The organism is Flavobacterium sp. 9AF (assembly GCF_902506265.1).
Lineage (GTDB): Bacteria > Bacteroidota > Bacteroidia > Flavobacteriales > Flavobacteriaceae > Flavobacterium.
In genome coordinates, this window is record NZ_LR733556.1 from 1093550 (window position 1) to 1108814 (window position 15265).

Annotated in this window: 16 protein-coding genes; 8 read left to right on the forward strand and 8 right to left on the reverse strand. The window is 29.2% G+C overall.

The features are described from left to right. Positions 1-15: 15 nt before the first annotated feature. The 4 genes from HALO113_RS05250 (at position 16) to HALO113_RS05265 (ending at position 4175) form a co-directional block, all read left to right on the forward strand. Positions 16-1224, forward strand: coding sequence for a hypothetical protein (locus HALO113_RS05250; RefSeq protein WP_159778020.1), 1209 nt, complete (start codon positions 16-18; stop codon positions 1222-1224). Positions 1225-1302: 78 nt separating this feature from the next. Beyond that, on the forward strand, positions 1303-1632 hold the full coding sequence (locus HALO113_RS05255; RefSeq protein ID WP_159778021.1) for a YegP family protein: 330 nt from the start codon (positions 1303-1305) through the stop codon (positions 1630-1632). A gap of 168 nt (positions 1633-1800) precedes the next feature. Then, positions 1801-3627 (forward strand): hypothetical protein, encoded by a 1827-nt coding sequence (locus tag HALO113_RS05260; RefSeq protein ID WP_159778022.1) that lies wholly within the window; start codon positions 1801-1803, stop codon positions 3625-3627. A gap of 101 nt (positions 3628-3728) precedes the next feature. After that, positions 3729-4175, forward strand: a complete 447-nt coding sequence (locus HALO113_RS05265; RefSeq protein ID WP_159778023.1) for a KTSC domain-containing protein — start codon at positions 3729-3731, stop codon at positions 4173-4175. 234 nt (positions 4176-4409) lie between these two features. On the opposite strand, the gene HALO113_RS05270 is transcribed toward HALO113_RS05265, so the two are convergent. The 4 genes from HALO113_RS05270 to HALO113_RS05285 all read right to left on the reverse strand — a co-directional run bounded on the left by HALO113_RS05270 (position 4410) and on the right by HALO113_RS05285 (position 7379). Continuing rightward, the gene (locus HALO113_RS05270; RefSeq protein WP_159778024.1) at positions 4410-5078 is read right to left on the reverse strand and encodes a response regulator transcription factor; all 669 of its coding nucleotides are present in this window, start codon (positions 5076-5078) and stop codon (positions 4410-4412) included. After that, on the reverse strand, positions 5075-5731 hold the full coding sequence (locus HALO113_RS05275; protein ID WP_159778025.1) for a sensor histidine kinase: 657 nt from the start codon (positions 5729-5731) through the stop codon (positions 5075-5077). The genes HALO113_RS05270 and HALO113_RS05275 overlap by 4 nt, the downstream gene beginning before the upstream one ends. 729 nt (positions 5732-6460) lie before the next feature. After that, entirely contained in the window at positions 6461-6775 is a 315-nt protein-coding gene (locus tag HALO113_RS05280) for a hypothetical protein (protein WP_159778026.1), read from the reverse strand. 163 nt (positions 6776-6938) lie between these two features. Continuing rightward, entirely contained in the window at positions 6939-7379 is a 441-nt protein-coding gene (locus tag HALO113_RS05285; protein WP_159778027.1) for a hypothetical protein, read from the reverse strand. A 229-nt stretch (positions 7380-7608) separates the two neighbouring features. On the opposite strand from HALO113_RS05285, the gene HALO113_RS05290 reads away from it, so the two are divergent. Both HALO113_RS05290 and HALO113_RS05295 read left to right on the forward strand, forming a co-directional pair. Continuing rightward, on the forward strand, positions 7609-8091 hold the full coding sequence (locus tag HALO113_RS05290) for a DUF1761 domain-containing protein (RefSeq protein ID WP_159778028.1): 483 nt from the start codon (positions 7609-7611) through the stop codon (positions 8089-8091). A gap of 78 nt (positions 8092-8169) precedes the next feature. Continuing rightward, positions 8170-9315, forward strand: a complete 1146-nt coding sequence (locus tag HALO113_RS05295) for an 8-amino-7-oxononanoate synthase (RefSeq protein ID WP_159778029.1) — start codon at positions 8170-8172, stop codon at positions 9313-9315. A 6-nt stretch (positions 9316-9321) separates the two neighbouring features. On the opposite strand, the gene HALO113_RS05300 is transcribed toward HALO113_RS05295, so the two are convergent. Beyond that, positions 9322-10200, reverse strand: a complete 879-nt coding sequence (locus HALO113_RS05300; RefSeq protein WP_159778030.1) for a diacylglycerol kinase family protein — start codon at positions 10198-10200, stop codon at positions 9322-9324. A gap of 61 nt (positions 10201-10261) precedes the next feature. Between HALO113_RS05300 and HALO113_RS05305 the strand changes: the two genes are divergently transcribed. Further along, a complete protein-coding gene (locus tag HALO113_RS05305) occupies positions 10262-11230 on the forward strand; it encodes an App1 family protein (protein WP_159778031.1) in 969 nt (322 codons plus the stop codon). 45 nt (positions 11231-11275) lie between these two features. Here HALO113_RS05305 and HALO113_RS05310 read toward each other — a convergent pair whose 3' ends face one another. Together HALO113_RS05310 and HALO113_RS05315 are read right to left on the reverse strand one after the other, a co-directional pair. After that, positions 11276-11626: a hypothetical protein gene (locus HALO113_RS05310; RefSeq protein ID WP_159778032.1), complete on the reverse strand. Its 351-nt coding sequence runs from the start codon at positions 11624-11626 to the stop codon at positions 11276-11278. 191 nt (positions 11627-11817) lie between these two features. Beyond that, entirely contained in the window at positions 11818-13740 is a 1923-nt protein-coding gene (locus HALO113_RS05315; protein ID WP_159778033.1) for an ABC-F family ATP-binding cassette domain-containing protein, read from the reverse strand. Between the two features lie 69 nt (positions 13741-13809). Here HALO113_RS05315 and HALO113_RS05320 point away from each other — a divergent pair, with 69 nt between their 5' ends. Continuing rightward, positions 13810-14211, forward strand: a complete 402-nt coding sequence (locus HALO113_RS05320; protein WP_159779556.1) for a DUF983 domain-containing protein — start codon at positions 13810-13812, stop codon at positions 14209-14211. On the opposite strand, the gene HALO113_RS05325 is transcribed toward HALO113_RS05320, so the two are convergent. Beyond that, the gene (locus HALO113_RS05325) at positions 14204-15259 is read right to left on the reverse strand and encodes an FAD-binding oxidoreductase (RefSeq protein WP_159778034.1); all 1056 of its coding nucleotides are present in this window, start codon (positions 15257-15259) and stop codon (positions 14204-14206) included. The two genes, HALO113_RS05320 and HALO113_RS05325, sit on opposite strands and share 8 nt — an antisense overlap. Positions 15260-15265: the final 6 nt, after the last annotated feature.

The window sequence follows — 15265 nt, forward strand, 5'->3', positions numbered from 1 at the left end:
AAAAAGAAATAGATTATGAAAAAAATAGCCTACATAGCTTTATTGATATACGCATCAAATTTAAATGCACAAGAAAATAATACATCAGATTTTCAATTAGATGATAAAGGATTAAACTTTACTTTTAATGAAGGCGCTTATGAATTTAATATTAATGGTTTTATTCAGCCTAGTGTATCAATTGAAAAAACTAAAAATCAAGATTCAAATAATACTTTTAATGCTCGAAGAACTTTCTTTATGATTGGAGGAAAAGCAATGCAAGAAAAAGTAAGCTTCTTATTACAAACCGATTTTAGCTTATCGCAACCTTTGCTCGATGCTTGGATCGCTTATCACCCATATGAATGGTTAACTTTAACTGGAGGACAAAAACAATCTTTCCTTAATAATCGTGAAATGATATATAGAGAGGATAAACTACAGTTTACTGACAGAAATAGATTGAGCAAATTGTATAGTAAAACAGGACGTGAGTTTGGTCTTTTTATTGAAACAAAATTTGGAAAAAATTTTGGTATCGCTCCAAAACTCGCCATTACATCTGGTGATGGTAGAAATTCATTCGGTTCAGATAGTAGAGATTCTGATTTAGGTGGTGTAAAAATAGGTGGTCGATTAGACATTTATCCTTTAGGTTATTTTTCAAAAAACAATGACCTATATACTGCCGATTTAGCTCATGAAGAAACAGTAAAAATTCTAATTGGTGGTGCAGTAAGTAAGAACAAAGGGGTAACAAATGCTGTAGGTGAAGGTCATGGTGATTTTATTTTTTATGATAATAATGGAAAAAATAATTTAGCTGATTATTCTCAAGCCTTTGCCGATTTGTTATTAAAATATAATGGTTTCTCTTTTTTAGCGGAATATGCAAATGCTAGTGCGAGCAATATAAATAGGACATTTATAGACCAAACTGCTACGACTATTTTAGCTCCACAACAAATTAGTGAATATTTAATTTTAGGAGATACATATAGTTTTCAAACTGGATACGTTACTAAAAAAGGCTTAAGTTTTGATTTGCGTTATGAAAATACTGCACCCGAATTTAAAGAAAATTCAGCTTCATTATTACCCGAATCTAATAGTTATACATTAGGAATAACAAAATATTTTAAATATAATAATATTAAAATTCAAGGCGCTGTAACCAATATCGATTATTCGCAAGGTGAGCAAACCATCATTGCTGAATTTGTATTTCAAATAGGATTTTAATTCCTATTTAATAAATTAGTTTGGAAGTTTTTTTTTATTTTTATAGAAAACAATTGTGTATAAACTAAAATTATTACTATGGGAAAATTTGTTATCTCTAAAAGAAATAATGGGGAATTTCAATTCAATTTAAAAGCTACTAACGGACAAGTTATTCTTGCGAGTGAAGGTTATGTAACGAAAGTTAATTGTGAAAATGGTATTGAATCTGTAAAAAAGAACTCACAAATAGAGGAACGCTTTGAAAAGAAAACGGCTTCAAATGGTAAAGCTTATTTTTCATTAAAAGCTTCAAATGGACAAATTATAGGTTCTAGCGAAATGTATGAAAGTACAACAGCTAGAGACAACGGAATAGAATCTGTGAAAAAAAACGCTCCCGAAGCTACAATTGAAGATTTATCTTAATTAAGTTTACCATGTCGAGATGTATTAAGTCGCTCAAATGAGCGACTTTTTATTTTTTAATCTACAATAAAATTATAAACTTAAATTTTAGTTATAATTGTTGTTTTCAACTTTGCTTTATTTATTTTCGTAAAAAAATAGACGTTATCACTTTTCGATGGAATGTACATGATAAAAAAAAACATCCTCATTTTACTATTTATCCTATTCTTTATACCTAGTTTTTCTCAAAAAAACAGTAGAGAGAACGATTCGGTAAAAATCTATCACGATATACATGAATATGCTAAAAAAGGAAAATTTTCAAAATTTGTGTATCGCTTATTCTTTAGATCTTCACAACTCAATCATTCTAACAATACATCGTCAACAGAAGCATTTAAAAACGATTTGATAACTTATGATGGGCGTATCATTCGAGAAATACACATAAAAACTTTGGATCCATTTGGTTTTTCTATTGACGACACCACAAAAGTTCCCAATAATAAACTGGAAAAAATAGGAAATTCAATACATGCTAAAACAAAACAGTTTACAATTAAAAATTTATTATTGTTTAAAAAAAATGATCCTTTCGATAATTTAGTTATTAAAGAATCGGAACGTTTAATAAGGAGCCAAAGATATGTTAGACGAGTAACTATTCATCCTAAAGAGATACTAACTTCTCAAGATTCAATAGATATCGATGTAATTGTTTTAGATTCTTGGAGTATTTTGCCTAATGGAAGTTTATCTTCTGATCAAGGAAAATTCACTTTAAAAGAAAGAAACTTACTGGGCACTGGGCATCAAATTAATGGTACCTATAAAGAACGATTTACCGATAAAAACAATGCAAAATCTTTATCATATACTATAAACAACATAAAAAACAGTTATTTAAGTTTTAATGCTATTTATGATAATGATTATGACAATAACAGCCAACGTGCTTTTTCATTAAATAGAAACTTTTTTTCAGCGCTTACTAAATGGGCTGGAGGAATATATTTTCAAAATAAATCGCAAAATGAGTTCTTCACAATTAGTATAGATAGTAGCGTAATTAACCCAATAAAATCGGAAACCCAAGAATTTTGGATGGGTCGGTCATTTAAAATATCCAATAAAGAGGATTACGATAGTCGTACAAAAAGAATAATAACTTCTTTAACTTATAACAAGAAAAATTTTCTTGAAAGACCCTCAATAACATTAGATCCGAGTTCCTACTTTTCAAATGAAACAAATGTAATAATGCAATTAGGATATGTTTCCCAAAAATACTTTAAAGACAGTTATATATTTAATTATGATATTATTGAAGATGTACCCTATGGAGAAATTTTTGGTTTGAATATTGGATATCAAAATAAAAATGGAACTTCAAGACTTTATTTAGGTAGTACAATGGCTTATGGTAAAAAATTTGATTTTGGATATTTTAGTAGCCGAATAGAATGGGGAAGCTTTTTTCACCAAGGTAACCCTTATCAAAATACCTTAAAATTTGAATCTCATTATTTTAGTCCACTTTTTCGATTAAAAAGATGGAAAATAAGGCAATTTATAAAACCATCATTTGTATGGGGAAATCATAGAGATACATCACAAAAAGACGTTATAAATTTAGAAGGACAAAATGGCATCCAAGGTTTTACCGATTTACTTACAGGCACAAAAAAGTGGGCACTATCCTTGCAAACACAAATGTACTCACCAAATAGTTGGAAAGGATTCCGTTTCAGCCCTTATGTTACTATATCTATGGGTTCAATTTCCGAAAAAAATAAAAATTTACTGCACGAAAAAGTATATCCAAAAGTAGGGATAGGAGTGCTCATTAATAATGATTATTTAGTATTTAATAGTTTTCAAGTTTCATTTTCTTATTATTCAAATATTCCTTTTGAAGGTAATAATATTATAAAAACTAATTCATTTGAAAATGATGACTTAACTTTACCTCTATTTAGTCTATCCAAACCTTATCATATTACATATCAATAAAATAATATTGTGAATTCATAAATTAGACATATTTTATCTTACTTTTGCAAAAATTTTAAAAAACCACTTTTAAATAAGTATTTTATCTCTTTTATATGAATATGAAAAAAATAGTTGAGTATAGAAAACTACTCAATGTAACAAAAGATGTTACCCTTAGCGAATTAAAATCTATCTACAGACAAAGCATGAAAGAAAATCATCCAGATAGATTTACAGATGAAGAGAAGAAAAAAGAGGTAGAAGCTATAAGCACCTTAACTATTGAAGCGTATCACTTTTTAGTAAGTGTAGCTAATGAAACACTAGAAAAAGATAAAGAGCTTTATACAAAAACTATTTCTACTGTAAATATTGAAGATTTTTACATGGATAATAATGTGCTGTACATTAATTTTCTGGATGGTAATAAATATGAATATTTTGGAGTACCCAAAAATACCTATGTAAAAATGATTAATGCAGAATCTCCTAGCCGATTTGCAAGAAGACATATATACGGAAATTTTTTATACCGTAGTGCTTCTAAACTTGTTGCAGCAGAATAAATTTAAACGAAACGATAATTCGAAAAGGTTACATTATAAAAAAAGGAAGCTGCCTTCCTCAAGGCAGCTTTTCTTTTAAATTTGTTTATATGCAAACAAACTTAACAAAACAAACTCTAAACTATCTTTACCAAAGGTAAGTTGAATTATAATAAAAAAAAATACGTATTTATACGTATTTTTAGGTGTTTTTCGTAAGTATTTATACGTATCTTGTTATACCTAGTAGTTATTTTACATTTCATCTAAGGCAATCAGTTGGTGTTTCAATGCAAAAACAACCACCCCGATAAAGTTTTTAGAATTTGTTTTTTCCATAATGTGTTTTCTATGTGTTTCCACAGTTCTCACATTTATATTTAAGATTTCTGAGATTTCTTTACTACTTCTACCATTAGAAACTAGTTTAATAATTTCAATTTCACGAGTGGTTAAACAATTTTCATCTATTTCAAGATCTTCTTCCACATTCATACTATTCTTTTTTTCCCACAACATCACTTCTCTAATTATAGAACCTAATTCGTTACCAAAATAATAACCATTTTCTTTTATACTCACAATAGCATTTTGTAATTGGTCTGGATCTGAATTTTTCGTAAAAAAACCATGAGCGCCTAATTCCATCACTCTATGAATACTTTCTTTTGTAGTTAACTGAGAAATAATCAATATATAAATATTGGGATATTTATCTCTTAAAACTCTACAGGTTTGGAAACCATCCATTTCAGGCATTTGGATGTCTAATAATACTAAATCTATTTGAATTTGATCGATACAGTTTAAAAACTCTTTGCCATTATTAGCTTGAAAAACAACATCAATATCATCAAAAGAATTTAGTAAATGGGCAAGACTTTTCCTAAAAAGTTGGTGATCATCTACTATTGCTACCTTCATTTTAGTTTATTTTTTACCGAAATTACAAATTCATTTCCTAATAAAACTTGATTTTGTTTAAAAATTGCATCTATAACTTTTAATCTTGAGCTAATGTTTTTTAGTCCAGTACCTTTCGAAATAGCATACATTTCTTTAAAATTGAAAGGTATTCCGTCATCTTTTATGATTATATCATATCCTCCAATTTCAGTTTTAATATAAATTTCACAAGAAGTTATTTGACCATATTTTATCATATTTGTCGTTAATTCTTGTAAAATTCTGAATAATTCATAAGAAATCTCATTGGACAACAATATGCTATGATCGTCGCATTTTATTGAGAATTTCGCTTTTGTCTTAGAATTTAATCGAGTGAAATAATCTTGTAAAGCTACTAGAAACCCAGAAGTCTCTAATAATGGAGGCATTAGTTTATAAGAAACCAAACGAGTATTTTCTATTGCGGCTTCCACTCCTGTTTTAATATCATCAAATAATGCTTTTTTATCTTCGCTGGTTTCTTTTTTATACAATACAGCTAAAAAATTCTTTATAGCATTTAAATCACCTGAAACACCATCATGAATATCTGCAGCTATTCTTTTACGTTCTTGTTTTTCCGATTCTAATGAAGTTTTAAGAAGTAATTCTGCTTCTTTTCTCTTCATCTTCATCACATAGGTTTGATAAAAAACGGCTAGAAATAACACAACCAGAACTAATAAAAATATTAATCCTGTTCCTAGTATAATTATTGTTCCAACTTTGTTTGCACTCTCCAAATAGAAAAAATTAAAATTAATCTTAGAATGATGTTAAAAATAATAATTAATATCCAAAATTCAAGCAGTTTGTAATTTGGATTATCCCTTAAATAATCTGCAGCCAAAAATACAAAAAAAGTACCTGTAAAATAAATTAGTAAACCCGAAACATATAAAAAATCGGTTCGCTGAAAGAGGGGAATATCTTCCATCTTCTTAAAAACGTCTAAAAACCATTTAAGACTACTAAATACAACAAGCAATGTAATAGACACATTTAAAAGTAAATCATTGAAATCTTTTTGTTTAGGAGACCAATCCAACAAGAGATATCCATAAAGAAAAAGATATATTACTCCTATACTAATAAATAATCTTTTATTCTTAAATATATTATAATAAAAAAACAAAACGCAGTAAAACTCTAAAAAAATATTTATCCTAAACCATATTTTGGTCCCTACTTCTAAATATAAAGTAAAAATTAATTCATAAACACTTGATAAAGCCACTAACCAAATAAAAGGCAAAAAAAAGATAGTAAATTTGTCATTTTTTTTGCCTCTATAAAAAAGAATTATTGGGATTAATCCCAATAATTCTGCAAAGAGTAATAAATTATTATACAAAATTTTATTTTGCTAAAGGACTACTTGTATCACAATCAGTTGGGCAAGGTGCCATTCTATCTATAATTACACCATTTGTTATATCTTTACCTGAAGAATCTACACCTACTAAAACTGGTGCCATTCTCCCATTTGTTTTATCATAACCATTATAAATTCTTACTCCTATACAATCATTTTGTTGCAGAATAAGATTAAGAGTTTCAATACCTACAAATGAACCTTTAATATCCTTAGGATAATTATTTCTAAAGTTAGTTACTAATTCTAACGCTTCTTCTAAGCGAATTTCTGAACCTGAGTTTGGGCTAATTGACATATGTTGATTTTTAAGGGTTAATAGAACGAATATAATATTTATTTTAACAAAAAAATATTTTTAACACGATTTTATTTGTTTTTATTTAACATAATAATAGATGAAAAGCTTTTTTTATCGACTAAATGTTATTTTCTTTAGCTTAAATTTTGGAATCTATTCTTTAAACCAACGACTTATTAAATAAAAACATTCTAATAATTGTCCAAATAATTCTTATTGCAATAAAACTAAACGCAAAAGAAATAAAATGTCTAAAATCATAATCTAATAAAAAATTTAATACCATAGCAAAAGTTAAGTACCCTATGGAACAAATCATTGCGTTGATAAAAAGACTTGATGTATTTTCCTTATTAGACAATAATAAAAGTATTGCTGTAACACTTATATTCATTAAAAACCATATAATAGACATAAAAAAACTAACTAATATTAAAAAATAAAAATTAAAGTCTAAAAAATAATTTTCATCAATTAATTGCAAATAGTCTGGTCTAAATAGAAAAAAAGCTATTAAAAAATAATAGGTTTGTCCTAGTACCGAAAAAAAGATTGTCTTTTTATTAATTTTTAAATCTTTAATAATAGTTAAAAAGCTCATATCAAAATGATTTTAATTTAGCATTTACTTAACATTTCAAAACTAGACACAAAAACAATACCAATCAATACGTATTTATACGTATTTTTAGCTGTTTTTTATACGTATTTATACGTATTTTATATTTTTTTAGTGTTTTTATAAGATTATAACATTACAAAAAACATTACAAAAAAATCTACAATACTTTTTTTTAGTATATTTGATATACTAACCAATATGTATTTTTATGGAAATAAATTTTTTAGCATTATTAGTTGCGGCTGTATCAACTTTGGTAGTTGGTTTTATTTGGTATAATCCAAAGGTTTTTGGAACAATCTGGATGAAAGAAACAGGTATGACTGAAGAAAAAGCAAAAGGAGCGAATATGGCCTTAATTTTTGGGATGTCATTCTTTTATGCATTTTTAATTTCATTTGTTCTGCAATTCTTAACCATACATCAATATGGTGCATTGGGAATGATTGGGGGTGATATTGCAAATGCAAAACCATCCTATGCTGCATTCATGTCTGATTATGGTGACGTTTTTAGAACTTTTAAACACGGTGCTTTACATGGTTTAATGACTGGTCTATTTTTTGCATTACCATTAGTTGGAACAAGTGCTCTTTATGAAAGAAGATCATGGAAATACACTCTAATTGTAGGTGGTTATTGGATGGTGTGTTTTATTATTATGGGTGGAATTATTTGTTCTTGGAAATAAAAATTATTTTTTGTAAACTAATTAACATTTTATTATACATTAATCGTCCTATTTTTGTGGGACGATTTTTTTTTTACCTTGGAAAACATTACTTTTAAAATATATCGAGATGTTCAATCACTTCCAGAGCAATGGGATAATGTAGCATCTAAAAATCATTTCTTACAAAAACCCTATTTAAATGTGTTGCAACATACTGCACCTATAAATATGGAGTGTTTCTATATTGGTATTTTTAATGCTACTGAATTAATCGGTGTTTCTATTGCGCAATATGTGAATGTTGACCAATTAGAATCTTTTGGTGAAAGAGACAATTGTATGAAAACGCATATTCGAAATTTTATCTTTAAAAATTTCTGTTCGCATGTCTTATTCTTAGGTAATAATATGATTACTGGTGAGAATAGTTTTGTATTTAAAAACAAAGTTCCAGCAGCTTGGATTAGCAAAATTCTATCGGAATGCACCAAAGAACTTATTCATTATTTCAAACAAAAAAAGATTAAAATTCATATTGTTACCTATAAAGATTTCTACAAATCTTTTACTAAAGAGTTGAAAGCACATGATTTTCATTCTCTATACGAATTCAATACGCAACCCAACATGATTTTTAAGCTACACGCTGAATGGCAAAGCAGTGCCGATTATGTAAATGCTTTCACTAAAAAATACAGAGATCAATACAAAAGAGCACATAAAAAAATTGAGGGTATTGTTACTAAAGAACTCAGTTTAGAAGAAATCATTCAATACGAAACACGCATTTACGAACTCTATCATCATGTAGCCGTAAATGCTCCTTTTAATACCTTTTTTCTTTCCAAAAACCATTTTTCTTTTTTCAAAAAGCAATGTGGCAATCGCTTTAAGCTATTTGGTTACTTTAAAGGCTCTATTTTAATTGGTTTTCATACTATTTTGTTAAACGAAAACACCTTAGAAACTTATTTCTTGGGTTATGATGAGGAGCATCAAAAAGAACACATGTTGTATTTGAATATGCTTTACAACATGACCGAATTTGGCATTGAACATCAATTCAAAAAAATTATTTTTGGACGTACTGCTTTAGAGATAAAGAGTTCTATTGGAGCAGAACCTATAGATATGACAGGATTTATTTTTCACACCAATCCCTTAATTAATTTTTTAATGCCAAAAATATTTAGCAAACTTGAACCTAATGTTTCTTGGCAACAACGTCATCCTTTTAAATAAACTATTTTAAGGGACAGCTACTTTCATTTGAGCAGGTAAAATTCCCACTTTTAATTCGTCTTCTTCTCCACAATATTCACCATCAATTTGAAAACTAATTTTCTTATGAGTAGTGATTACTGCTTGATCAGTGGAAAATATACTTACTTCTTCCGTGTTAGAAAGAATGTTTCCTGTTACAATTTTACCAATGGTAAACACATCCAAACTTTTTAAAACTACGATTTCAAACTTTCCATCATTTATCTTGCCATTCGGATTAATGGTTACTCCAGTTCCATACTTTTGAGAATTGGCAATCACAATCATTTTAGCATTGGTATGCAGCTCACCTTCCGTTGTTTTTATATCAACCTCAAAAGGTTCATCATCAGCTTCTGTTAAGGTAGTAATAACCTGTAACGCATAGCCCAATTTACCTCTAGTGTCACTATTTTCATAGTTTTTAACCAATAAAGCATTCAATCCTAAATCACTTAAATGTAGACTTTTCTTTCCGTTAATTTCCACCATATCAATTGCGATATAGTCGTTTTGAAAAGCAATTTTAATATTTTCTTCAACTGTAGTTGGTAAATTTAAATCAATCGATAATCCATTAGCAGAACCTGCCGGAATGATACCAAAAATCACATCTTCTTGTTCCAAAGCTTCTCCTACCATTTTAATAGTGCCATCACCACCAGCAATAAGTACGCGAACGGGTTGATGTTCTTGATATAATTTTTGAATAGCTACTTCATCTTCAGTACCTGTGGTTTCATAAACTATGATTTCTTGTTGTATTTCTTGAGCAAAATCGCGAATTTGTGTAACCAATGTAGTTTTATCTCTGTCTCCTGAAATAGGATTTACGACTAGTAAATAATTATTTTTAACTGACATATTATCGAATCCCTAATTAATTTGTAATTTGTAAAACTCTTAATCAAATGTATAAAATTAAATGAAACCGGTATTAAAATTATATCGTGGCTATGCAAATAATCAAGAATTAATTGTCATGGGTCATGTGTTTAAGCCTAATAGTATTTCCGATTATGATTTTCAAAAGAAAAATTTTCAGAATGCACAATCCATTATTCGCCTATTTCAAGTAAAAACAAAACCCAATACCGATGTTTTTTTAGACATTAATGGAACAACCATTCATACCAAAACATTGGAAGATGGCTATTTTAAGTTTTGTATTCCTTTAAAGAATGATACCACTTTTGGGTGGAAAAAACACACCGTTTCTATTGTACATGAAGGGGAAAGAATTACTGCTTCTTCTAGTTATATTCAACCCAAGCTGGGAAAATTTGGCTTTATTTCAGATATAGATGATACATTTTTAATTTCCCATACACGAAATCCTTTTAAAAAAATCTACATTCTTTTGTTTAAAAATGTGACTAAAAGAAAGGTATTTGAAGATGTAGTACCACATTATCAAGCCTTACAAAAGGCAGGAAGAGCCAACAAGGAGGAAGAAAACGCTTTTTTTTATGTTTCAAGTAGCGAATGGAATTTATACAGTTTGATTACCCAATTTACAGAACTACACCAGCTTCCAAAAGCCGTTATGCTTCTAAAAGATATTAAAACCAGTTTGACCCAATTGTTTTTTACAGGTCGTGGGAACCACAATCATAAATTTGAAAAAATCAAACACGTTTTAGAATTTTATCCAGAATTGCAATATGTTTTATTAGGCGATGATTCGCAACAAGATCCTAAATTGTATGAAGCAATTTGTAAAATTTTCCCTTTGCACATTAAAGCCATCTATATTAGACAAGTAGGTTCCTCTAAAAAGAAAGCAACAGAAAAAATCCTAGACAATATTACAAGTTTAGATGTAGCGGTTTGTTATTTTAAATCGAGCAAAGAAGCTATTGCACATTCTAAAACGATTGGGTTGATTGAATAACTTATATATTTAAACATTCTTATCTTATGTTCCAATAAAAAATACTTAATCTAATTTATAAATATCATCATAAGTAACATAAGCTGTTCTGCCTAATGTATATATTGTTCTTCCATTTTCATTTAATAGCATTCCTACACTTTTATCCTTTTTTGGGAAAAAAAGTTGATATTCTCTACCATCACTCAATTGAATTCCATAAGTAGAAACTCCATTTTCATATTCAATTGAATGTTGTGTATATCCATATTTTACCGTTTCTCTTTTACTATCTTTAGTAGTTATTTCCTTAGAAGTAAATGTAACTTCAAATTTCTTACCCTCGCAATCCAATGCTTTCCATTTACCTTGATAAACCGCAGAACCTTCACATGAAAATAAAATAATAGAAAACATGAAAATTAAAAGTAGATTGCATTCTTTCATAGAAAAATTAATTCTTTACTGGTTTATAAATTTAAGTTGTAACTAATAATATTACCAATAGTTTAGTAAAAAGTTACAAGAAGGAGTAAATTTATTCTTGATTTTTTCATTTAATAAATAATATAAAATAGCTTATTTGACTTTCGTCTTTCATTCTAAATTTAATTCATCCCATCAATCTCTTCTTGAACCGTTTCCCAATCTTCTAACAACTGATCCAGTTCTTTCTTTTTCTTTTCATAAGCAGTAAAGAAAGACGCGTTTTCAATTAATTTATCATAGTTTGAAGCCAATTCTTTGTCGTCTTTTTGAATATCTCGCTCTAAATCCTGAATTTGACTTTCAATTTTACTCAACTTGTTTTGTAACGTTTTTTGCTTCTTTTGCTCTTCATAAGAAAACGATTTCTTTTCAACTACAGGAGTCGTTTGCTTTGGAGTCTTCACCGTATCCTTTATTTCAAAAGCACGCATATCTTGCGCATTTCTTTGTTCCAAGAAGAAATTGATATCACCTAAATACTCTTTGATTTTTTTATCTTTAAACTCATAGGTAATATTAGCCAAGCCTTGTAAAAAATCCCTATCATGTGAAACTAATAACAAAGTACCTTCATATTTTTCCAAAGCCGCCTTTAAAACGTTCTTAGATTTAATATCTAAGTGGTTGGTAGGCTCATCCATCAACAAGACATTAATTGGCTGTAAAAGCAGCTTACATAATGCCAAACGATTTCTTTCTCCTCCAGAAAGCACTTTGACTTTCTTCTCCACATCATCACCTCTAAAAAGAAAAGCCCCAAGCATGTCTCTCACTTTGGAACGATTGGAATCTAAAGCCGCTTCAAGCATCGTATCTAGTAAGGTTTTTTCCCCATCTAAATATTCAGCTTGATTTTGAGCAAAATACCCGAGTTGCACATTATGTCCTAATTTGATAGTCCCTTTGTATTCAAATTCGTTTACAAGCGCTTTAATAAAGGTAGATTTCCCTTGACCATTTTGACCTACGAATGCAATTTTGCTACCTCTTTCGACTAGTAGCGAAATATCTTCTAAGATTACTTTCTCACCATAGGCTTTGGTAACATGTTCTGCCTCCACTACAACTCGTCCTGGTGTTTGTGAAACTGGAAAAGAAATACTCATGACCGAATTGTCATCTTCATCTACTTCAATACGCTCAACTTTATCTAATTTCTTGATTAACGATTGAGCCATCGATGCTTTAGAGGCCTTAGCACGAAACTTTTCAATTAGCTTTTCTGTTTCTTCAATCTTTTTAGCTTGATTTTTTTGAGTAGCCAATTGCTTTTCACGAATTTCTTCACGCAATATTAAATATTGAGAATACGGCTTATTGAAATCATAGGCTTTACCTAAAGATATTTCAATCGTTCTATTCGTAACATTATCCAAAAACATTTTATCGTGAGAAACAATCACTACAACTCCTGGGAAACTTTTTAAAAAACCTTCTAACCAAATAATACTTTCTATATCCAAGTGGTTGGTTGGCTCATCGAGTAATAAAATATCGTTTGATTGTAATAATAATTTAGCCAATTCAATTCGCATTCTCCATCCACCAGAAAAGGTACTTGTTAGATTATTGAATTCTTCTCTTTTAAAACCAAGACCTAATAAGATTTTTTCAGTGTCCCCAACATAATTATAGCCACCTAAAATTTCATAATGATGCGTTACTTCACCTAATTCTTCTATTAGTTCAGAATACGATTGACTTTCGTAATCGGTTCGGGTAGCTAGTTCATGATTAATCACATCGATACGCATTTCAGCTTTTTTAATATCACTAAATGCTTGATACGCTTCTTCTAAAACCGTTCTTCCTTCTTCAAAATCGATATCCTGACGAAGAAAACCCATTCTCACTTCCTTTTCAGTAGCTATTACTCCTGAATCTGGTTTTATGTCACCTGCTAAAATCTTCAACATGGTCGATTTTCCAGCACCGTTTTTACCAACAAGACCTACTCTATCACCAGCACCTAAACGAAAAGTTACTTCTTCAAACAAATACGTTCCACCAAATGAAACCGATAAATTATGTATATTAATCATGATAATATTGTTACTATTGTTACACAAACCCATTCTTACAATTTGTACCTTTGTGTAAATATTTTGCAAATGTTAAAAAAAGGAACGAAAATAAATAGTATTTTAACAGGAACTTGTCCTAAATGTCAAGAAGAGAGTATGTATATGGATAAAAATCCATACAATTTAAATAATATTTACAAAATGCATGAAAAATGCAGTCACTGTCATATCCGTTATAAAATTGAACCTTCTTTTTTTTATGGCGCTATGTATGTGAGTTATGCTGTTGGGATAGCTTTTGCGGTAGCTGCTTTTGTAATTACTAAAGTATTTTTGAATAACAGCCTAATGACTACTTTTTATGCCATTATTGGAACACTCGTAGTTTTTATGCCTTTTATTATGCGCGTATCGAGGAACATTTGGATAAATATGTTTGTTCATTATGACAAAGATTGGAAAGAAAACTTAAAAGAGGAAACTAAATAAGGCTTCTTTTTCTATAAATACGAATGATATCAATTTCTTTCTCTAAATTTTCTCCCAGTACCAAATGATTAAAGAGTTGGTTTGCCAAAAATGGAGCCAACATTACTCCTCTTGTTCCAAGTCCATTTAAAACGTGAATATTTTTATGTTTGTAATGTGTACCAACTAAAGGTCTTCTATCTTTAACTGTTGGTCTTACACCTGCAAAATGTTCTATTATTTTATAGTCGCAAGTAATCGTTTCTTTCAGTTTTTCGGTTAATTCGTTTTTACCTGCAGTTGTTGGTATATTCGTTTTATCTGTCCAATCATAAGTGGCTCCTACTTTATATTTATCATTTCCTATAGGTAAAATAAAAATACTAGATTTAATTGTAACGTCAATTTTTAGATTTGGAGCTTCAATTATTAACAGTTCCCCTTTTGTACCATCAAGAGGTAAATCATTAAAATAAGGATTGGCATGCATACCAAAACCTTCTGCGAAAATGATATTTTTATATTTGTCATTCTTATAAAGAATGAAATCATTTGTAATTTCAACTTCTTCATAATTAAAACGTTCTGAAGTAAACAAATGAGAGGCTTCTAAATAAGAAGCATAAGAAGAAACCAACTTTCTAACATCTAGGTATCCTGTATACAAAACTTCTCCATAACCATAAGAAGCATTCACAGATGCATATTTATCACCTATAAGTTTGGTAGAAAGAAAATCAGACAAACTAGGCTTATCTGCAGCAGTGAACCAATCATTTTGTTCTTCAACAGAGGCAAACTTTCTATAAATTGGTATTTTATAATCAAAAGTAGTTTGTAGTTTTTTCTCTAAATTTTCATAAAAAGGAAAAGCCAATTGCAATTGTTCTTTAGCTTTCCAAACTTCACTAAATCTTTTCAATACAACAGGATTATATAAACCTCCTGCAATACGTGACGAGGGTTGTGAATTATCATCATAAACCACAAAGGATTTATTATGCTGTTTACACAATTCTGCAAAAGAAACACCAGCAATACCGGCACCAACGATTAAGAAATCTTTCATAACGCA